Here is a 20,932-nt window from a genome sequence, read left to right on the forward strand (position 1 = left end):
TCTTAAAAATACCATATAGATTTTTTGTACGCCGCCGCCCGCCATCGAGCAGAGTTTTACACCTAATTGGGGATAAAACAGCTCATGGCTGGCGGCGGTGTCGCGCTGGTCGGCATTACCCTGATTCCTCTGCTGAGCGGCCTGTTCGGTTAAGAACAGCGGGCGGATTTATTCCGCCTGTACATACGCAATCGCTTCAATCCTCGCTGTGGATAACAGCCCCTATTATAATAGGAAGTGAATTGCTGCAAGACCATCCACCCATCAACGAAAGGCGGTGCTATTATGCAGCTTCTGACCCACATTATTTTTGTTCTGAACCTTCTCAAGACCCTTATCAACCACTTCACCTAAAGGACGGTGACTGCTGAATGGAAACCGTTCTCAAAGCCATAGCCGATTGGATAAAGGGTATCCTGACGGCTGGCATCATGTCAAACCTGTCCGGGCTGTTCGATGCCGTAAATGAGCAGGTCGGTGACATTGCGCAACAGGTCGGCACACGGCCATCGGCCTTTGAACCACGCGTTTTTGCGATGATCGAATCGCTCTCCCGGAACGTGGTTCTGCCGATTGCGGGCATTATCCTCACATTTATCGCCTGTTACGAACTGATTGAAATGATAACCCAGCATAACAACATGGCGCAGTTTGAGCCAGCACTTATTATGCGCTGGATTTTCAAGACCGCTGTTTCAGTATGGTTCATCTCCAACACGTTCGATATTGTGATGGCAGTCTTTGACCTGACGCAGAAAGTCGTGTCCGATTCCAGCGGCATTATTGCGGGCAATACTCGCGTCAATGAAATCGGCCTGTCGATGCTGGAAGCCAGTCTGATGCAAATGGATGTCGGTCCACTCTTCGGGCTTTTTTTTGCAGAGCTTCTTCATCGGCATCACCATGAGAATCCTCTCAACCGTGATTTTCGTCATTGTGTACGGACGCATGATTGAGATCTACTGTATGGTGAGCCTTGCGCCGATTCCCATGGCAACATGGGGCAACCATGAACAGAGCCACATGGGACAGAACTATCTGAAATGCTTGTTTGCGCTGGGATTTCAGGGCTTTCTCATCCTCATCTGCGTGGCCATCTATGCCGTGTTGATTCAGAATGTGGCGATTTCCGGCGATGCCATCAATTCGATCTGGGGCATTGTCGGCTACACCGTCCTGCTCTGTTTCAGTCTGTTCAAAACCAGCTCCGTGACGAAATCTGTTCTCGGAGCGCATTAAAGGGGGTGCTTTATTGGCTGCGTATATTTCTGTTCCTCGCGATTTGACCAAGGTGAAGTCAAAAGTGGCTTTCAACCTGACAAAGCGGCAGCTCATCTGCTTCGGAACGGCGGCACTGATTGGAGTGCCGCTTTTCTTTTTGCTCCGGGATTCCGGCGGCAACTCTGCCGCTACCCTTGGCATGATGGCAGTTATGCTCCCGGCTTTTTTTCTCGGTATGTACGAGAAAAATGGTCAGCCGCTGGAAAAGCTGCTGTCATATTATGTCCGGGCGCGATTCCTGCGCCCGAAAATCCGGCCTTATAAGACCGAAAATTACTATGCGCTGCTCATGAAAGGAGGCATGAACCATGATTCCGTTTTGGAAAAAGACCGATAAAGGCGGCAAGAAAACGCCGCCGAAACCCGCTATTCCTCACACGGCACAGCAGTCCATCCCCATGCAGCGGATGTTTGAGGATGGCACTTGCCGGGTGAAGCCGAACTATTATACTCGGACGATTGCCTATCAGGATATCAATTATCAGTTGGCGCAGCAGGAGGATAAGACTGCGATTTTTGAGGAATGGTGTTCATTCCTCAATTTTTTCGACAGTTCCATCAAGTTTGAACTGTCCTTTGTGAACATGGCAACGGACAGCACCGAGTTTGAAAAGAGTATCCGCATTCCGTTCCAGAAGGACGGTTTCGATGATGTTCGTGCGGAGTATTCCCAGATGCTGCGCCAGCAGCTTGCCAAGGGCAATAATGGTCTGACCAAGACCAAATTTATCACCTTTGGTGTGGAGGGTGAAAGCATGGCGCAGATCAAGCCCCGGCTCGACCACATCCAAAACGATCTGCTGAACAACTTCCACCGGCTGGGTGTGCAGGCAAAGCCCCTGAATGGTGTCCAGCGACTGAAACTCATGCACGATATGTTCAACATGGACGGCGCATCCAAGTTTCACTTCGACTGGAAAGACCTCGTAAAAAGTGGGCTTTCGGTGAAGGATGCTATTGCGCCTACCGCCTTTGCCTTCAAAAACTCCCGGACATTCCAGATGGGCGGCATCTACTGCGCCGCCAGTTTTCTGAGCATCACGGCATCCGACATCAGCGACCAGCTGCTGAAGGACTTTCTGGACATGGATTCGTCCCAGATCGTCACCATGCACATCCAGTCTGTTGACCAGAACCGTGCCATTAAGACCGTGAAGCGCACCATCACCGAACTGGATCGCAGCAAGATCGAGGAACAGAAGAAGGCAATCCGTGCCGGATATGATATTGACATCATTCCGTCGGATTTGGCAACCTACGGCAGAGATGCAAAAGCCCTGCTGAAGGAATTGCAGAGCCAGAACGAGCGAATGTTTTTGGTGACATTCCTCGTGCTGAACACCGGGCGTACCGAACAGGAACTGGAAAACAATGTCTTTCAGGCAAGCTCCATCGCACAGAAGCACAACTGCAATCTGTGCCGCTTGGATTACCAGCAGGAACAGGGGCTTATGTCCTCTCTGCCGCTGGCCGATAATCAGATTGAGATTCAGCGCGGCCTTACTACCAGCAGTACGGCCATTTTCATTCCCTTTACCACGCAGGAACTGTACCAGTCCGGTAAGGAAAGCCTGTATTACGGCCTGAACGCCCTGTCCAACAACCTTATCATGGTGGACCGGAAGAAGCTGAAGAACCCCAACGGTCTGATTCTGGGCACTCCCGGTTCCGGCAAGTCCTTCAGTGCAAAGCGTGAAATCACCAACGCTTTTCTGGTGACGGACGATGATATTATCATCTGCGACCCGGAAGCAGAATACGCTCCGCTGGTGGAGCGTCTGCATGGGCAGGTTATCCACATCGGCCCTGCCAGCACTCAGTATATCAACCCCATGGACATCAACAGCAATTACAGCGAGGAGGACAATCCGCTGGCTCTGAAAGCGGACTTTATTCTTTCGCTGTGTGAACTGGTGGTAGGCGGAAAAGAGGGCTTGCAACCTGTGGAAAAGACGGTCATTGACCGCTGTGTTCATGTGGTCTACCGCAAGTATTTCGAGAATCCCACCCCGGAAAATATGCCCCTGCTGGAAGATCTGTACAACGCTCTGCTGACGCAGGACGAACCGGAAGCCCGCCATGTGGCGGCGGCATTGGAGATTTACGTCAAGGGTTCTTTGAACATCTTCAACCACCACACCAACGTGGACATCCACAACCGCATCGTCTGCTTCGACATCAAGCAGCTGGGCAAGCAGCTGAAAAAGCTGGGAATGCTCATCGTGCAGGATGCCGTGTGGGGGCGCGTTACCGCCAACCGCAGTGCCGGAAAATCCACCCGGTACTATGCAGACGAGTTCCACCTTTTGCTGAAAGAGGAACAGACTGCCGCTTATTCTGTGGAGATTTGGAAGCGTTTCCGTAAGTGGGGCGGCATCCCGACAGCCCTAACGCAGAACGTCAAAGATCTGTTGGCAAGCCCCGAAGTATCGAACATTTTCGAGAACTCGGACTTTGTGTATATGCTCAATCAGGCCAACGGAGACCGACAGATTCTCGCAAAGCAACTCAACATCTCGCCCCATCAGCTTTCCTATGTGACCCACTCCGGCGAAGGTGAAGGGCTGCTGTTCTTCGGCAACGTGATTCTGCCCTTTGTTGACCACTTCCCGAAAGACCTTGAACTCTACCGTATCCTCACGACTAAACTCAACGAGATCTCGGAGGGCACACAGAAATGAGTAATCCGAAGCTGAACATCAAAGAGGAAACGTCAACCCAAAAGACCCGCTCGCCCCCGAAGAAAACCAAGGTGGAGCAGTCGGTGCCCAGAAAGAAAAAGCTGAAAACTGATGCAGATAAAGCTGCGGAAAAGGCACAGCATCTGCGGTTTGGCAAGGCGGAACTGACCCCGGACGAACTGAGCCGGTTGAGTAAGGCGCAGAAACGGGAAATGTACGCCGCCCATGCCGCCCGGTCTGCGGTGCACCGGGAAGTTGACCAGTACGAGGATGAAAATGTCGGCGTGCAAGCGTTGAGCGAGGGCGAAAAAGCGGCGGGAAATGTCCGGGATATTTCCAAGAGCAGATATGCCCGCAAACTCAAGAAGAAAGCCAAGATGCAGGGCAAGAAAGGAACCAAAACCGCAAAATCTTCTGCACAGGAGCCGACTGCTCCACAAGATGCAGGCGCATCCGGCACTGGCGAGGGCGGCTCCAACTGGCTTTCACGCTGGAAACAGCGGCAAGAAATCCACAAAAGCTACTATGCCGCCGCCCGTTCGGGCACAGCGGCACAGACCGCAGGCGGTAAGGCGGCATCCAACGGTGTATCTGCCGCACGGTCCGGCGTGGAACAAGCGGTGGAGAAAGGCAAAACTGCCGTCAGCACCGCCGTAAAGGGGCTGATGAATGCCGCCAAAAGCAGCGCGCACGTTCTGGTGATCGTGGGCGTTTTTATTTTGCTCATCCTCATGGTCATGTCCGGCTTTTCTTCCTGCGGCATCCTCTTTTCCGGCGGCACACAGGTGTCCGGGCAGACCATGTACTCTGCCGAGGACAGAGACATCCGGGGCGCAGAACAAGACTACAAGAAGCTAGAAAAGGAACTGGACAAGAAAATCAAGCGCACCCCCACCGACCACCCCGGCTACAACGAGTACCAGTATCACCTTGACCCTATCGAGCATGACCCATGGCAGTTGACCTCTTTTCTCACGACTCTGTATGACGATTACACCCGGTCGGAGGTGCAGGGCAAGTTGAAGGAGACCTTCAAAAAACAGTACAAGTTGACCACATGGGTGGAGGTGCAGATACGGTATAAGACGGTCTGGGTCATCAGCCCGGCAGGAATCCCGGTTCCCACGCAGGTGCCCTATGAGTACCGCATCTTCCACACTAAACTGGTCAATCGTGGCTTGGAAGTGGTCATCCGGGAGGAACTGGACAACGACCAATGGAAGCGCTACGAGATCTTTCAGGATACCTTGGGTGGTCGGCCTTATCTGTTCAACGGCGGTCTGCCGCCCGGTGGTTCGGATGGCTCCGGCACACCGGGTATTGATTATCAGGTTCCGGCAGAAGCCTTAACGGATAGCGAGTTTGCCGCCATCTACAAGGAAGCCCAAAAGTATGTGGGCACGCCCTATGTCTGGGGCGGCTCTACCCCGGAAACAGGCTTTGACTGCTCCGGCTACGTCTGCTGGGTTTATAACCAGAACGGCTATGATGTGGGGTGCACCACCGCCAACGGCCTGTGGAACAAGAGCCAGCACATCAGCGAGGCAGAAGCAAAGCCCGGTGATTTGGTTTTCTTCAAAGGAACGTATGATACGCCGGGGATGAGCCACGTTGGAATATATCTCGGCAACGGAAAAATGGTCAGTGCCGGAGACCCCATAAAGTATGCTGATATTCATTCGTCCTACTGGCAACAGTATCTTGCCGGATTCGGACGGCTTTCAAAATGAAATGGAGGGTTTACTATGAGCGAAAAATCGGATAAGCTGCGGGCGATGCTGGAAAAAGAGAAAGAACGCCGCATTAAGCTGAACAATCGCATCGAGATTCTGGAACGGCGCATTCAGGAAGAGGATTCCGCCGAGGTCAACGAGATGGTGCGTACTGCAAAGGTCACGCCGGAACAGCTTGCCGCCCTGCTGCGGCAGTCTGCAACCGCCACCCCGACCCCGGCTGCGCTGTCTGCCGTAGGTGCAACTTTTGAAAAGGAGGTCGATGCAGATGAAGATTGAAAAACTGGGTGCGCTGTTGGTATCGGCGGCGCTGTGCGCTGGCATGGCGGCTCCCGCCTTTGCCTTTGAGGGCGAAGCCGCCCCGGTGGAACAGCCGGTTCTGCCGGAAGTTGTGGAGGAGGATGTTGTCACTGTCACGGACGAAACCTCTGGTGCCCTGACCCCGGAGGGCAATCTGACGCTGGTAGACGACTACCACACCAATTATTCCGATGGCAGCGGGCAGCAGTTCATTACGCTGGTGTCAAAGTCGGGAGCCACCTTCTATCTGGTCATTGATAGGAACAGCAAAGGGGCGCAGACAGTCCACTTTATGAATTTGGTGGATGAGGCGGACTTGCTTACCTTGATGGAGGAAGAAGATGCGGATGCTTATACCGCTGAAAAGGAAGCAGCGGCACAGGCGGAACAGGACAGGCTGAAAGCCGAGGAAGAAGCTAAGAAAGCCGCAGAAGAAGTGGCGGCATCCGGTTCTGAACAGACTGGCGGCAACAAAGTCACGAAGTATGCTGCCACATTCTTAGGCGTGCTGGCGCTGGTCGGTTTGGTTGCTGGCGGCGGCATTTACGCCTTTATGAAGCAGAAGCAGAAAAAGCAGGCAGAAAAAGAAGCCCTTGACCCCGATGCAAACTACACCGAGGACAAGGGCGATTTTGAGATTCCCACCGAGGACGAGCCGGAGGACACCGGCGAGGAAGATACCGAACCCATCTGATTTTAAGGCGGCGTTTGCCGCCTTACATATTGCAATCCGAAACAGATTGGAGGGATTTTTATCGCAAAATTGATCGTAGCGGAAAAGCCATCGGTTGCCATGTCCTATGCCAAAGTTCTCGGTGCCACCAACCGTCAGGATGGCTACCTTGAGGGCAACGGCTATCTCGTCAGTTGGTGTATCGGTCATCTGGTGGAACTGGCACCGCCCAATGTGTACGATGCCAAATACGTCAAATGGAGTATCGCAGATTTGCCCATTCTGCCGGAAAGGTGGAAGTATCTTGTGTCTGCGTCCACCAAAAAGCAATTCGGCATCCTGCAAAAGCTCATGCACCGCCCGGACGTGGATAGTATTGTGAACAGTTGCGATTCTGGACGGGAAGGAGAACTGATTTTCCGCTTGGTGTACCAGCAGGCTGGGTGCAAAAAGCCCTTTTCCCGTCTGTGGCTGTCCAGCATGGAAGAAAGTGCTATCCGAGAGGGCTTTGCCCATCTCAAACCGTCAACTGAATACGATGCGCTGTACAACGCAGCACTCTGCCGGGAACGTGCCGACTGGATGGTCGGCATTAACGCTTCCCGGCTTTTTTCGTGTCTGTACGGTCAACCGCTGGCAGTTGGGCGTGTTATGACCCCGGTGCTTGCCATGACGGTGGTGCGGGAAGCTGCCATTGCCGCCTTTACCCCGGAGAAATTCTACACGGTAGATCTGGAACTGACCAGCGGCTGCACGGCATCCAGCCGCCGCATTCCTGAAAAATCCGTTGCAGAGAACCTGTTGGAAGCCTGCCGAAAGGAGATGGTGGCAACGATCCAGCGCATCACCCACAAGGAAAAGTCCGAGAATCCGCCGCCGCTGTATGACCTGACCACCCTTCAGCGGGACGCTAACCGCTTGCTGGGATACAGCGCACAACAGACGCTGGACTATGTGCAGAGTCTTTATGAGAAGAAACTTACCACTTATCCCAGAACTGATAGCTGCTATATCACCGACGATGACGAGGAAATGCTGGAGGAACTGACCGAGGAACTGGAAAGGTTTCTCGACATTACCCCGGCAGATGTGGACGAGCCTGCGCCCCGGACACGGCGTACTGTCAACCGGGAAAAAGTCACTGACCACCACGCTATCCTGCCTACCCGCAGTATGCTGCAAGCCGATCTGGAGGCACTGCCCAAGGGTGAACAGAATGTCCTGAAGCTCATCATCGCCCGGACGCTGATGGCGGTCAGCAAGCCCTTCCGGTATCTGGAAACCCTGCTGACCACCGAATGTGCCGGGGAGGAATTTACCGCCAAGGGCAAAGAGGTTCTGGAAGAAGGTTGGAAAGCGGTGGAGCGCAAGGTGCTGGCAGATATCCTGAACCGGAAACAGGAACTCGCCGCTCTGCCTAATGCAACGGAAATCGAGTGCGGCATCCTCAATGCAGAGCTGAAAGAGGGGCAGACCTCGCCGCCGAAGCACTTTACCGATGTGATATTTTGTGAGCGTAAGGAGTGGATAGGAATTGAAGAAAGGAGTTCAGCATGAGAAGAAAAAAAGATAAAAGCAATGGCATTACTGCTTTGTATGAAAGACTGTCTCGTGATGATGATAATGCTGGAGAGAGTAACAGTATAGTTCATCAAAAGCAAATGCTTGAAGATTATGCTATGAAACATGGTTTTACGAATCTTGTTCATTTTACCGATGATGGTTGGAGTGGAGCGACCTTTGACAGACCTTCATGGAACAGACTTGTTGAAGGTGTTAAAAACGGAGAAATCACTGCCTGTATCTGCAAAGATATGTCCAGAATCGGCAGAGACCATTTGCAAGTAGGTTTTTTCACTGACATTCTGTTTAGAGAAAAGGAAGTTCGATTTATAGCAATCAATAATGGTATTGACAGTGACCGTCAAGAAACCAGTGAGTTTGCCCCTTTTCTGAATATCATGAATGAGTGGTTTGTCAGGGACACAAGTAAGAAAATTAAAGCTGTACTGAAATCCAGAGGTTCTTCCGGCAACGCTCATACAAGTAATATCCCACCATACGGCTATTTGAAAGACCCCGAAAACCCCGACCATTGGATTATTGATGAAGAAGCTGCTGAAGTAGTCCGCAGAATTTATCGCATGACTATTGAGGGAAAAGGACCTTATCAGATAGCAAGAGAACTTTCAGAAGAAAAAATTGAAAGACCATCTTATTATCTTGGCAAAAAGGGACTTGGAAATCATGCAAGCAACTATGACAAAGAAAATCCGTATATGTGGCGAGGAAATCAGGTTACTACTCTGATTGCCCGACCAGAGTATATCGGAAAGACTGTCAACTTCAGGACATTCAAAAATTCCTATAAGGACAAAAAGACGAAAAGGGCAGATAAGGAAGATTGGGTGGTTTTTGATGATACACAAGAGCCTATTGTCGATGAAGAAACATGGCTGCTTGCTCAAAAGTTAAGACAGAATGTAAGAAAAGCAGATCCTATGGGCGAGCCTAATGTTCTGACCGGAAAGATTTACTGTGCTGATTGTGGTGCGCCGATGTATAATCACAGGCAGCGGAAAGGGCGAGAAAGAATATACTATACTGCCAAAGGCGAAAAAAGGACAAGTTATTCCAATCCGGCAGATTGTTATGAATGTTCCACATATAATCTTGCTTATCAGAAGTATGACCGACATTGTACTTGCCACCATATTTCAACAAAAGCACTTAAAAGCATCATTCTGAAAACCATACAGGAGACTTGCCATTATGTTTCTTTGAATGAGCGGGAGTTTGTTTATTCTCTGCAAGAAGAATCGGCGATGAAAGATATTGCTGTTTCTGAAACTGTAAAAAACCGCATTGAAAGAAATCAGAAGCGAGTTCACGAACTGGATATGCTTATCAGGAAAATCTATGAAGATAATGTGATTGGAAGATTGCCGGACAGACTTTTTCAGAGTATGCTTACTGATTATGAAAATGAGCAGAACGAGCTGAACAAGATTATTGAGACTGACACCGCTGATATGCAACGGATTATAGGCGGTCAAAATAATGTGGAGCGTTTTCTAAAGCTGGTTAAAAAGTATGAGAATATTACAGAACTTACTCCTGCCATGATAAATGAATTTATCGACAAAATTCTGGTTCACGAGCCACAAGGAAAAGGTGCAGACCGCACCACAGAGGTGGAGATATATCTTAACTATGTCGGGCAATTTCAAGTACCTGTGGAGCAGCATGAACCAACAGAGGAAGAAAGGATTGCTGCTGAAAAAGAGGCGGAACGACTTCGCAGAAAACGAGAATCCAATCGTAAGTATATGAAAAAGATTCGTGAGAAATCAAAAGAATTTGCGGAGCATGAGCGTATAGCAGAAGAAAAAAGTTCTGATAGCAATGTGTGTGTTGAACAGAACGTCACAAGCAAATCAAATCGGCAAAAAGTGAAAGGAGAAAAAATAGCATGACAGAATTGAAATCACGAATCCATGACAAAAGCAACGGTCTGGACTATGTTCTTGTGGGCGATTACTATGTGCCGGACTTGAAGCTACCGGAGGAACACCGCCCTATCGGTATGTGGGGCAGACTGCACAGGACATATTTGGAGCAGTACCGCCCTACAAGGTTCTCTGCCCTCTGTTTATCCGGCGAACTGCATACTTACCTTGCTGACCTGGACGAACAGGCAACGGAAAGGTGCAGCCTTATCATTGAGCAGATGAAACAAGCCGAGGGCGTGACCGAAACCATGAAAGCAGACAATCAGATGTTGTGGGTACAGTCCATGAACTCTATCCGTAACCGAGCCGAAGAAATCATCAGACAGGAAATGATTTACTGCTGATTTTATCAAGTCCAAAACCAACAAATTTGTATCGTAAACGAAGCGACAGGTATTTCCTTATGAAGTGTCTGTCGCTTTTCATTTATCAAACTTTAAGGAGGAAAACACAATGAAGATGAACCGGAATGAAATGGAAGCCCTTTATGCCTTTGGCTGTCCGAACCTGAAAGCAACTGTCGAGCGTTTGCGTATGGTAGCTGCCCTTGCACCCGATCCAGTGGCGAAGAAGCTGTTTTATATGCTTTCCGTCAAGCTGAGTGCTGAGGGTGTTGAAAGGTGGTATCGCTGCTTTTACTGCAAGCTGCGTGTGTTGAAAAACCATAGGGAGGGCTGCTATGACGAGACTGACGAAGATTGAGAAAGAAACAATCGTTCTCTTTAATGAGGGCGAGGACAAGGCAAATATCTACACCCACAACGCCGGATTGAAAAAGAGGTTGGCTGCTTTTGCTAAGAAGTACCCTGACCTTTGCCGACTGGAAAAATCCAATGTTCAAGGCGGTGTTTCTTATGAGCTGGCAAAGTCCCGTCTGTCTATCCGTTTCCTGCCGCCTTACAGTGAGGAACGCAGACAGAAAGCCAGCGAATATGCGAAAAAGCATGGGCTGAACAGCCAGCAGGGATAATGTGATAATCAGGGCTGATATGCGGTTAAAATGTCAGGTGCAGACCTGATGTTTTGACCGTTGCCTATCGCCTGTGAGGAAAGTATCGGGGACTATGGATTTTGCGGAAATGTGCGTTACAAGGCTTGAACAGGAACTCTGTACACAAAATTTTTTCTTCCATTCTTTAAGTTGATGAAGTATAATGAGATATGAAAAATTGAGGTTTTTAATACTCGATTTCAAACAATCATTTTTATATAGCTGGAACTATGGAGGGCAAAAATGAATAATTTTTTACGAATGTGTTTGAATATAATTACACAAATAGGTCCCTATTTAGTTGTACTTCTTCTTTTGAAATATCTTGTAAATCTTCAACAAAAGAGAGCTAAAGAACGAGAGGAAGAACAGAAAAAGGGAATAATTAGGACGCATTATATAATAAAAACCGAAAAAGTACTTACTATGTTTTTTGTATTGGCGGTGTTTCTTTTTGGGGGAGCTACGGTAGCCAGTGCTATTCAACAAGATGATTTATTGCCACCAATTGGTTTTAGTATTTTCTTTATTGTTTCTTTAATCGGCTCATTGAACATGATTATGTGGAAACTGGAAGTGAACGGAGATGAAATCACATGGCGTTCAACTTTTGGAAGAAAGAGAACTTTTCACTTTGAAGATATTACCTATTGCGAGAGAAAGAAAGGTTCTATGCGTGTATATGTAAATGGAGAAAAATTATTTACCATTGATAGTAATATTGACAAAGAAGAATTTATGGAGGACATAAAAAGAAGAAGAATCCCTGTAAAATCTTACTGGGCAAATCAGCATAAGAAAAATCGTAAATGACATAGATTTTATAACAGTACGATGTTAGACAACTGAATATGACCGTCAAGGTCAGATGAAGAAACCGATGTATTGAGCGTAAAGCGATCATGCGTCGGTTTTTCTTATTTCATGAGCTGACAGAATTCCGACTGTATATCACCCGTGAGGAAAGTATCGGGGACTATGGATTTTGCAGAAATGTGCGTTACAGGTAAGTAAAAAAACTACTTGATAGAGTGTAAATTGAATTGTTCATATCGGTATGATATAATTTACTGAAATGAAGCAAGAAGGTGGACTTTTGTATGAAAAAATTTTTGAAAATATTGCTAATCGTTATAGGAATAGTTTTTTTGATTTTTGCAGCGCTGATATGTATTGGACTGTTTGTTGATTATGATGACCATATTGAAAATGGTCGTTATACTTATGTTCCGGAAGAAGAAAACAAAGGAAATGAGTATATCGAGTTTAAGTTGACAGATAATGGAAAAGACGATTCTAAACTTACATATTATAATTCTATCGAAGAAGCTATTTTGAATTCCCCCTTAAAAGCAGAACATGAAGATTTATCAGCTCCAGAAGATTTTCTTAATCATGTTGATGAAATATTGCATATATGGAATGGCAAACAGTATGATACGATTTTCTATCGAGCAGGAAGTGATAACGATCCCGTTCAAGGTTTTGTGATTGCACGCTGCAAAAAACAGATAGAAAATGAAAGTACACAATATGCGTTTGTAAATGCCACACCATCTGCCACTACACCAGATACCACTTATGGGGGAGACTTCAAAAAATTTATCCATTTATCTTTAACAATAAGTGATATTCAACAAGACTTAAATCCAAATTATCCAGATACCAGATTCGTTTTTGGCTATGCACATGATAAAGAAATTTACTCATTAGAAGTAGAGGGTCAAAAGCCAGATGGAATTATAGAATATGAAGAATATGGTAGAACGATGTATATGTGGTATTATAACGATTTGGAAAGCAATAAAAGAGGCGATTGTCTGAGCTACTCAGTAGATGTGCCAGAATAATTTTTCAAATTGGCTAATCTGCCACAACTGAATATGACCGTTAAGGTCAGATGAAGAAACCGATGTATTGAGCGTAAAGCGATCATGCGTCGGTTTTTCTTTTTGCAAAATAGTCCGGTGGACTGTTTTGCAAAACCGAAGGAACTGACAGAGCTTGAGACGGGGCGAAGTCAGTTTGTTCGGGCGGGAGTACAGAGGGTGCAACCCTTTGTGCATGGGTACAGGGAATGCAATACCCCTGTGCAGGTCAAGGGCGGCAGCCTTGCCCAGTTAAGTGGCGTTTCGCCACTTAGTACTGGGTATTACTTGACGCAGAAAGCCGCAAGGAATCAGCTTCGCTGCCCTTCTCCCCTGTCGGGGAAATCAAAAAGAAAAGGAGGAACTCATGTGAAATTAACAAGACACAATGGACGAGCCGGAAAGAATGGCGTTTATAATCCGAAGCACAATGACCGCAGTTTTGACATTGCCAACAGCGAACACATTGACGAAGAACGAGCCAAACAAAATCTCTATTGGGACTGTTACAATGGCTTCCGCAATTTCAAAAATCCCGAAAAGGAAAATGAGCTGTCTGCCACTTTTGAAGATGTGGAACAGCTTTTTTATCGTCAGCGGTATCGTGATTTTGTGACCGGACAGAATGAAAGAAATGTGAAGAACCGACACCCTGAAAGAAATAAGGAAACCGGAGATTTACTCAAAAGCAAAAAGACCTGTCCAGAGGAAACGGTCTATCAGATTGGAACACTTGATAATCATGTTCCGCCGGAACTGCTCATTGAGATCGTCACAGAATTTATGGAAATCGTAAATGAGCGTTTCGGCTCTCATGTCCATATCCTGAATTGGGCGCTGCACTTGGATGAAAGCACCCCTCATATTCACGAGCGTCATGTGTTCGACTGTGAAAATCAATATGGGGAGATTGCCCCACAACAGGAAAAGGCTTTGGAAGCACTGGGGTTTGAACTGCCGGCACCAGCGAAGCCGGTCGGAAGAAAAAACAATCGCAAGATGACTTTTGATTCAGCCTGCCGAGTGCTGCTGTTTGATGTGGCGAAAAAGCATGGCTTACAACTGGAAGAAGAACCGGAATATGGTGGTCGTGCTTATCTGGAAAAACAGGACTATGTTCTTTTCAAGCAAAAGGAGCAACTGGCAGCACAGGAGCAAAAGTTAGAAGAACTCACGATGAAGATTGAGGATGTGGAAGCTCTGGTGGACGAGGTTGCCGATATTGCCTATGACAAGGCGGTTGAGGTCGTTGCTGATACTGTAAAACTGGAAACGCACAAGGAGGATATTAAGCTGGTGGAGCAGTCTAAGGCATGGGTTCTCTCCCCTGAGCGTAAGGCTTCAAAGAAAGAAATCGAGTATGCAACGAAACGATTGGATGGCGTGATTGCAAGAATCACAAACGCTATGAAATCAACCATTCAGAAAATTCAAACCACGCTGATGAAACCGGAGGTCAAAAAAGCCGGAACGGAGCAAATCAAGAAGAAAGCTAAAAGTTCCATTATAGAGCAGTTGAGCCGCAAAAAGAAAGAAATGGCAGAGCGTGAAGTCAACCGGACACTTCCGGCGAAAAGCAAAAAACAGGATATGGAACTTTAAGGCACTTGCTGTTTTTATTTTGAAAATGACAGGTGCTTTTGCTTTGGGAGCAAGAAAATATCTTCCATTCTTTAGGTTGATGAAGTATAATGATAGTAAGAAATTTTTTGTAATGACCTTAATCCAATAAGTGATTTTGCAATTATTCAGTAAAGGATGTAATTATATGAAAAAAGTATTGTTGCTTTCCGGTGTGATTATTATACTCGGTTTAACAGGCTGCTCTAACAAATATTTCAATGACTGGTTTAGCTCTGAACAAAATGAAACGGATAAGATGTGTCAACAAATTATCGAGGCATGTAAGCAACAGGATTCAGAGAAACTCAAATCTCTATTTTCCGAAGAAAGCAAAAAGAACATTGAGAATTTAGACACTGAAATCTCTACTTTTTTCGATTATATTGAGGGCAGTATCCAAAGTTTTGAGGGCGATTGTGCATCATCAAGTGAAAGCAACTATGGTAAAAGGAAAACGGAATTGGATGGTATGTATCTCATATTGACAGAGAAGGAAAGGTATTGTATGAATTTTTATATGTATAGTGAGGATGATGAAAATGCCAAAAATGTGGGGATATATAAAATTGAAATTGCATTGGAGAGCGAAGTGGCTGAGGATAATTTTATATGGGATAATCCCCCAAACGGTATTTTTGTTGGAGGACAAAATTGATTTTTGTTATGAGAGAACATTAAAGTACAAATTTCGGATGGTATAAGAAAAACTGACTACAATTAAATCTTCACAGCTTTGCTAAGCAGGAAATCTGAAAAGGTCTCCTGCTTTTTTGCACCTAAAATTAAATATGGAACTTTAAGGCACTTGCTATTTTCGTTTTGAAAATGACAGGTGCTTTTTTCGTTTCAGGAAAGGAGTCACATGAATGTATTTGAAGTTGTAAAAGAAAATGTTACAGCCCGACAAGCCGCAGAAGCCTATGGTTTGAAAGTGGGTCGCACAGGTATGGCGTGCTGTCCGTTTCACTCGGATAAGTCCCCCAGTATGAAGCTGGATGAACGCTATTACTGTTTTGGCTGCGGAGCAACCGGAGACGCTGTTGATCTGACAGCGAAGCTATTCGGTATCGGGCTGAGGGAAGCTGCTGTCAAACTTGCAAAAGATTTTGGTCTTAACTATGACAGCCGACAAAAGCCCAGTGTCCGCCCTCGTATTCGTGAGCCGACACCGGAGCAGAAATATCAAAAAGAAGAAAATCATTGCTACAAGGTGCTGACAGATTATTTTCATCTTCTTAGAGAATGGGAAAAGAAATACGCTCCCAAACAGCCGGATGAGGAATGGAATCCCCTGTTTGCAGAAGCACTGCATAAGAAGAACTATATCGAATATCTGCTTGATATTCTTCTGTATGGTTCATTGGAGGAACGAAAAGCACTTGTGGCAGAACAGAGAAAGGAGGTGTTAAAACTTGAACAGCGAATTGCAGAACTGTCAGCAGACAGAACCATGCACAGTAGAAGAAATCCGAAACAGCTTAGAGCAGAGCGAGAAAGGTAAGGTTTATAATACTGCCGCAAATTATAAGCGTGTTCTGCAATATGATCCACTTTTGAAAGGGGCTATCCGAAAAAATCTTCTGACCGAAAGAATCGACATTGTGAAGCCCCTCGGCTGGTATCGTGATAGCCCGACATTGACAGATGTGGATGTGAAATATCTGCTCCTATATTTTGAAGAAAACTATGGATTGACCGTAGAGAAGAAAATCATAGACGCAGTTGCGGTTATTGCCAATGAAAACCGTTACCACCCTGTCTGTGATTTTCTCAATGCCCTGCAATGGGACGGAACAGAACGCATACGCTTCTGTCTGCACCGCTTTCTCGGTTCTGATACAGATGATTACACCTATGAAGCATTGAAGTTGTTTCTGCTGGGTGCTATCTCACGAGCCTTTAAGCCGGGGTGTAAATTTGAGGTAATGCTCTGTCTTGTAGGCGGTCAGGGAGCCGGAAAGTCCTCTTTCTTCCGTTTGCTTGCGATCAATGATGACTGGTTCTCTGATGACTTGAAAAAGCTGGATGATGAAAATGTGTACCGCAAAATGCAGGGGCATTGGATTATTGAAATGTCGGAAATGATTGCAACCGCTAACGCTAAGAGCATTGAAGAAATCAAGTCCTTTCTGAGCCGCCAAAAGGAAACCTATAAGATACCCTATGAAACACATCCGGCAGACAGAAAACGACAATGTGTGTTTGGAGGTTCTTCTAATACCCTTGACTTTCTTCCCCTTGACCGAACAGGCAACCGCCGCTTCGTTCCGGTTATGGTCTATCCTGAAAGGGCTGAGGTTCATATTTTGGCGGATGAACAGGCTTCCAGAGAGTATATCAATCAGATGTGGGCAGAAGCTATGGAGATTTACAGAAGCGGCAATTTCCGTCTGAGATTCAGTCCGGCTATGAACGATTATCTGAAAGCCCACCAAAAGGACTTTATGCCGGAGGACACAAAGGCAGGACAGATTTTAGATTATCTGGAACGCTACTCCGGCAGCATAGTCTGCTCCAAACAGCTTTACAAAGAAGCACTGGGGCATGATTATGACGAACCGAAACAATGGGAACTGCGAGAGATCAATGACATTATGAATAACGCTGTCACAGGCTGGAGGGCGTTCAGCAATCCGAGGTATTTTCCAGAGCCTTACCGCCGACAAAAGGGCTGGGAGCGTATCAGGAACGACAACGAGCCTGACAACAGCATGGATGGTTTTCAAGAAATCCCGACAGAGGAAATGGAACAGTTAGGACTTCCGGAAGAATGGTTGAAGCAAAAATAAAAGCCCGTTGTCGCTTCGGTTGTCGAGCCGGTTGTCGGTCTGGTTGTCGGGCAAAAATCCCGAAAGCCTTGATATTGCGGCACTTTTCCCTCTCTGACAACCATGACAACCAATATTATAAAGAAAAAGAAAATAGTAAAAAGATAGTATTGCCCGATAAAGAAAAAAGGTTTTCTGATGTCCGTTGTCGGAACTTCGTTGTCAGACCTTTCCTTGTCGGGCTTTTTTCATTTAAGGAGGAATATCGTATGACAAATATTGTGAACAGTACACTACCCACCCCAAATAACCATTCGGAGAAAAATAAACCGGATGGAGTTTTTGTGATTAAGCAAGGCAAAACAAATTATAAAGTCAAAGTGTTTTTTGACCATAGTAGCGGTTTGACTGCTGAGGACAGATTGAAACGCATTATTCAGGCAGAAGCAGAGAGAGAATCTGCGTAAATAATATGAAAAATATCCACGCACCCCCTTGACAAAAGCTTTCAGAGGACACCCTGCTGCACGCTATGGAAACCGCCAGTGCCGACAGTATACCGGAGGGCGTGGAACGTCAGGGCATCGGCACCCCGGCAACCAGAGCGGCTACTATCGAAAAACTGGTGCAGAAGGGTTTTCTGGAGCGCAAGGGCACCAAGAAAACCAAGGTGCTGCTGCCCACCGACAAGGGAAAGGACCTCATCACCGTGATGCCCGAAGCAATCCAATCCCCGGAAATGACCGCCGATTGGGAAACAAAACTGCTGCAAATCGAACATGGCGAAATGGAGCCGGGTGAATTTATGACTGAAATCAAAGAGATGATTTCCTCGCTGGTAACGACCACCGAGGCTGCGAAAGGAGCGAATGCGCTTATGAAAAACAAAATTATTGGTGTCTGCCCGAACTGCGGGAAGCCTGTCGTGGAGCGTGAAAAGGGCTGGTTCTGCGAGAACCGGGAGTGCCGTTTCGTGCTGTGGAAGGACAATGCGTTCTTCAAGCGTCTGGGCAAGCGGCTGGACGCTCATGTGGCAGACAAGCTGCTGCGGGACGGCAGGGTCCGGCTGAAGGACTGCAAGAGTGTTAAGGGCAAAACCTACAATGCCACCGTGCTGCTGGGCACCGAGACCGATGGCCGTAGCAAGTTTTCTCTGGAATTTGAAGGTGGGTGCTGATGGAACAAACCAAAGAAGCTGTTTATCTCATCAATGACGACAAATACTTGCATCTGCGAGAGAATGGCGCAGGCGTTGGCTTTGCCACCTACAACAAGGTAACTGGTGAGCCGCTGGAAAGCGGGCAGATCTCGGAAAAGAACCTGCCGCCCGATGGACGGAACGCCATTCCTGCTGCCCGGAACTGGTATCTGTTTGAATTTTCGGACGATGACCGCAAGGTCATCCAACAGGAAAGCGTAAAGATCCTCGAAAATATCCCACAGGCGGGCATCGGCAGACGGCGCATCTGGGAGCCGGAAACGCTGCCGAAGGATATTCGTCTCATCAACAGCCACTATGATGACCTCTATCGCATTCCAGATGGCGGCGTGATTCAGGTGGATTACCCGGATGGGCACAGTTTTACGGCACGGGTGGAACATCTGGATGATTATCACTTTGACATGGGCGGTTTGGGCAATGTGTTCCACATCTGCCAGTTTGCCGAAGTCATGGAACGGAACCATGCCGACTTCTACCCGGAAATTCAGACACAGGACGAGCAGGCTGCATGGGAACTGGGCGGCAAAGGCTATCTTGCCATCCAGTCCTGTGAGGATGGATGGGACTACACCCTCTACCACAGCGATTATTCTGTGATGGACGGTGGGCAGTTGGATGCCCCGGAACTGACCATTCAGGAAGCCCGTGAGCAGATTCTGGAAGCACACCACATGGAAAAGGGCCGGCGGCTACTGCAGGACTACGATGCCGTTATGGACAAAGTTGCGGAAGCCGAGGAACTGAGTGCAGACCATCGCCCTTCCACACTGGAAAAGCTGGCAGAACTGGCAAGTGATACGTCTGCGCCAAAATCGTCTGCACGTTCTGCGCCGGAACTGTGAGGTGGACGATGCAGCAAAAATGGAACCAGAATTTTGACGGTGAACCCATGACGGACATCCCGCAGAAGTTTCTGAACGCGGGGTGCGATGTTTATATGGTGATGCAGCTGCGGCATGACGAAAAAATCCTTGATGAAAGATTTGCTTCTATGCGGGAGTTGAATCGTCGAGGCAAAACGCCCGACCCGGAGCATTACGAGGTCACCTACTATGCTGATCTGCCCGCCATGTGGCAGGATGTGCCGAACAACGAGATTTTGGAAGAACTATTTCAGATGTTCAACCTCTCCCGTCCGCAGGATTTTGAGGGACACAGCCTGTCGGTCAGCGATGTGATCGCGCTTAAACGCAATGGCGAGGTGTCTGTGCATTATGTGGACAGCATCGGCTTCAAAGATTTACAGGGGTTTCTGGATAAAAAGCTGGAACGTGCTTCGGTTCTGATGAATCTCAGGGAAAAGTGCGATGCCCCGGAGTGCAATCCAACTGGATGCCGGAAAGCGAGGGATGGCCATGAACTTTGACCATGAAGAACTGATGCTGATGATGCTCTACAACACCGGCACCCGGCTGGGGCTTATCCACGAACTGCGGCTCATGCAGTGCTACCCGATGCCCGATGAAACCGCCCTGCGGGAACTGTCGGAGGGTGTTATCGAAAAGTTGAAACTGCTGACCGATGCAGAGTTTGCCGAATTGGAATTTCCCCCGGACTGACTTTTGCCGCCCGCGGGCGGCGTACATAGGCTCTTTTACAATGGGATTCGGTGTGGTATACTGAACTCGACAAATCGGAGTTTGACGAGGTAAAAGAATATGAATGGAAAACATCTATTTCTTACATCTGCAGGGTTGACCGATAAGATGAAAGAGAAATTCTTTGATATTATTGGAAAGTGTCCGAAGGATGTGAAAGTGCTTTATATTCCAACAGCTGGCATTGAAACAGATGGTGCAAGAGAGTCGCTTGCAATATGTTTTCATGAACTCTTTCTAATGGGAATTCAGTACGAAAATATATTAGTGTACAATCTGGAATTAATTCTTTCAAAAGACTATCAAAGAACCTATTCTTCGTATGTTACAACCCCGTTTATGCTTACAAGGCTATTAACTTTTGAAGAATTAAACCAATTTGATGCTGTTTTTGTCAGTGGTGGTGATGTATCTGTGCTTTGTCGTGAAATGTCTAGAACTGGTTTTGATAGAATACTTAATAATGCAATTAAAAACGGACTTATATATGTCGGAATCAGTGCAGGAAGTATGTATGCGGCGGGAAATTTAACAGATGGATTACATATTATTGACAATCCTATTATCCCCCATTGGAATGGTTCTGAAACAACAGTATTACCGAACGGCAAAGATGAGATTAAGCTTGCTGATGGAAAAGCTGTTTATGTAGAGGATAATTACATGAGTGTAATATGATGCA

21 protein-coding genes and 3 pseudogenes are annotated in these 20,932 nt (G+C 47.1%); all 24 read left to right on the forward strand.

What is annotated here, in order from left to right:
• Positions 1-69: 69 nt before the first annotated feature.
• Positions 70-153 (forward strand): annotated as a pseudogene (locus GXM22_RS10350) (Maff2 family mobile element protein); the annotation flags it as partial.
• A gap of 218 nt (positions 154-371) precedes the next feature.
• Positions 372-1,239 (forward strand): annotated as a pseudogene (locus GXM22_RS10355) (VirB6/TrbL-like conjugal transfer protein, CD1112 family).
• Between the two features lie 43 nt (positions 1,240-1,282).
• The gene (locus tag GXM22_RS10360) at positions 1,283-1,618 is read left to right on the forward strand and encodes a PrgI family protein (RefSeq protein WP_005930764.1); all 336 of its coding nucleotides are present in this window, start codon (positions 1,283-1,285) and stop codon (positions 1,616-1,618) included.
• Positions 1,590-3,962: a VirB4-like conjugal transfer ATPase, CD1110 family gene (locus GXM22_RS10365; protein WP_005930766.1), complete on the forward strand. Its 2,373-nt coding sequence runs from the start codon at positions 1,590-1,592 to the stop codon at positions 3,960-3,962. Before GXM22_RS10360 ends, GXM22_RS10365 begins: the two co-directional genes overlap by 29 nt.
• Positions 3,959-5,692 (forward strand): C40 family peptidase, encoded by a 1,734-nt coding sequence (locus tag GXM22_RS10370; RefSeq protein ID WP_005930769.1) that lies wholly within the window; start codon positions 3,959-3,961, stop codon positions 5,690-5,692. The genes GXM22_RS10365 and GXM22_RS10370 overlap by 4 nt, the downstream gene beginning before the upstream one ends.
• Positions 5,693-5,707: 15 nt before the next feature.
• Positions 5,708-5,974 (forward strand): DUF4315 family protein, encoded by a 267-nt coding sequence (locus GXM22_RS10375; RefSeq protein ID WP_005930771.1) that lies wholly within the window; start codon positions 5,708-5,710, stop codon positions 5,972-5,974.
• Complete coding sequence (locus tag GXM22_RS10380; protein WP_005930773.1) at positions 5,958-6,689, forward strand: DUF4366 domain-containing protein; 732 nt, start codon at positions 5,958-5,960, stop codon at positions 6,687-6,689. The genes GXM22_RS10375 and GXM22_RS10380 overlap by 17 nt, the downstream gene beginning before the upstream one ends.
• A gap of 99 nt (positions 6,690-6,788) precedes the next feature.
• Positions 6,789-8,225, forward strand: coding sequence for a DNA topoisomerase (locus tag GXM22_RS10385; RefSeq protein WP_005930775.1), 1,437 nt, complete (start codon positions 6,789-6,791; stop codon positions 8,223-8,225).
• A complete protein-coding gene (locus tag GXM22_RS10390) occupies positions 8,222-10,144 on the forward strand; it encodes a recombinase family protein (protein WP_005930780.1) in 1,923 nt (640 codons plus the stop codon). Before GXM22_RS10385 ends, GXM22_RS10390 begins: the two co-directional genes overlap by 4 nt.
• Positions 10,141-10,524, forward strand: a complete 384-nt coding sequence (locus GXM22_RS10395) for a TnpV protein (RefSeq protein ID WP_005930786.1) — start codon at positions 10,141-10,143, stop codon at positions 10,522-10,524. Before GXM22_RS10390 ends, GXM22_RS10395 begins: the two co-directional genes overlap by 4 nt.
• Before the next feature lie 109 nt (positions 10,525-10,633).
• On the forward strand, positions 10,634-10,882 hold the full coding sequence (locus tag GXM22_RS10400; protein ID WP_005930789.1) for a hypothetical protein: 249 nt from the start codon (positions 10,634-10,636) through the stop codon (positions 10,880-10,882).
• Positions 10,860-11,150, forward strand: coding sequence for a hypothetical protein (locus GXM22_RS10405; protein WP_005930793.1), 291 nt, complete (start codon positions 10,860-10,862; stop codon positions 11,148-11,150). Before GXM22_RS10400 ends, GXM22_RS10405 begins: the two co-directional genes overlap by 23 nt.
• Before the next feature lie 264 nt (positions 11,151-11,414).
• Positions 11,415-11,984 carry a DUF6560 family protein gene (locus tag GXM22_RS10410; RefSeq protein ID WP_035393633.1) on the forward strand — a complete coding sequence of 190 codons (570 nt, stop codon included), beginning with the start codon at positions 11,415-11,417 and terminating at the stop codon, positions 11,982-11,984.
• A gap of 287 nt (positions 11,985-12,271) precedes the next feature.
• Complete coding sequence (locus GXM22_RS10415; RefSeq protein ID WP_005930799.1) at positions 12,272-13,021, forward strand: hypothetical protein; 750 nt, start codon at positions 12,272-12,274, stop codon at positions 13,019-13,021.
• Positions 13,022-13,408: 387 nt separating this feature from the next.
• Positions 13,409-14,641 (forward strand): plasmid recombination protein, encoded by a 1,233-nt coding sequence (locus tag GXM22_RS10420; RefSeq protein ID WP_035393635.1) that lies wholly within the window; start codon positions 13,409-13,411, stop codon positions 14,639-14,641.
• A gap of 166 nt (positions 14,642-14,807) precedes the next feature.
• Complete coding sequence (locus tag GXM22_RS10425) at positions 14,808-15,317, forward strand: DUF5104 domain-containing protein (protein ID WP_005930810.1); 510 nt, start codon at positions 14,808-14,810, stop codon at positions 15,315-15,317.
• 207 nt (positions 15,318-15,524) lie between these two features.
• Positions 15,525-16,163, forward strand: a complete 639-nt coding sequence (locus tag GXM22_RS10430; RefSeq protein WP_005930813.1) for a CHC2 zinc finger domain-containing protein — start codon at positions 15,525-15,527, stop codon at positions 16,161-16,163.
• The gene (locus tag GXM22_RS10435) at positions 16,087-17,451 is read left to right on the forward strand and encodes a virulence-associated E family protein (RefSeq protein ID WP_035393823.1); all 1,365 of its coding nucleotides are present in this window, start codon (positions 16,087-16,089) and stop codon (positions 17,449-17,451) included. Before GXM22_RS10430 ends, GXM22_RS10435 begins: the two co-directional genes overlap by 77 nt.
• Positions 17,433-17,897, forward strand: a complete 465-nt coding sequence (locus tag GXM22_RS15295) for a transposon-encoded TnpW family protein (RefSeq protein WP_242651550.1) — start codon at positions 17,433-17,435, stop codon at positions 17,895-17,897. The genes GXM22_RS10435 and GXM22_RS15295 overlap by 19 nt, the downstream gene beginning before the upstream one ends.
• Positions 17,898-17,944: 47 nt before the next feature.
• Positions 17,945-18,607: pseudogene (locus tag GXM22_RS10450) on the forward strand (DNA topoisomerase); the annotation flags it as partial.
• On the forward strand, positions 18,607-19,494 hold the full coding sequence (locus tag GXM22_RS10455; protein WP_005930825.1) for an LPD16 domain-containing protein: 888 nt from the start codon (positions 18,607-18,609) through the stop codon (positions 19,492-19,494). The pseudogene GXM22_RS10450 and the gene GXM22_RS10455, both read left to right, overlap by 1 nt.
• Positions 19,495-19,502: 8 nt before the next feature.
• Positions 19,503-20,018: a YodL domain-containing protein gene (locus GXM22_RS10460; protein WP_005930828.1), complete on the forward strand. Its 516-nt coding sequence runs from the start codon at positions 19,503-19,505 to the stop codon at positions 20,016-20,018.
• Positions 20,008-20,211: a transposon-transfer assisting family protein gene (locus GXM22_RS10465; protein WP_005930831.1), complete on the forward strand. Its 204-nt coding sequence runs from the start codon at positions 20,008-20,010 to the stop codon at positions 20,209-20,211. Before GXM22_RS10460 ends, GXM22_RS10465 begins: the two co-directional genes overlap by 11 nt.
• A gap of 99 nt (positions 20,212-20,310) precedes the next feature.
• Positions 20,311-20,928, forward strand: coding sequence for a Type 1 glutamine amidotransferase-like domain-containing protein (locus GXM22_RS10470; protein ID WP_005930833.1), 618 nt, complete (start codon positions 20,311-20,313; stop codon positions 20,926-20,928).
• The last annotated feature ends 4 nt before the right edge of the window (positions 20,929-20,932 follow it).

This window comes from Faecalibacterium duncaniae (genome assembly GCF_010509575.1).
Classification (GTDB): domain Bacteria; phylum Bacillota; class Clostridia; order Oscillospirales; family Ruminococcaceae; genus Faecalibacterium; species Faecalibacterium duncaniae.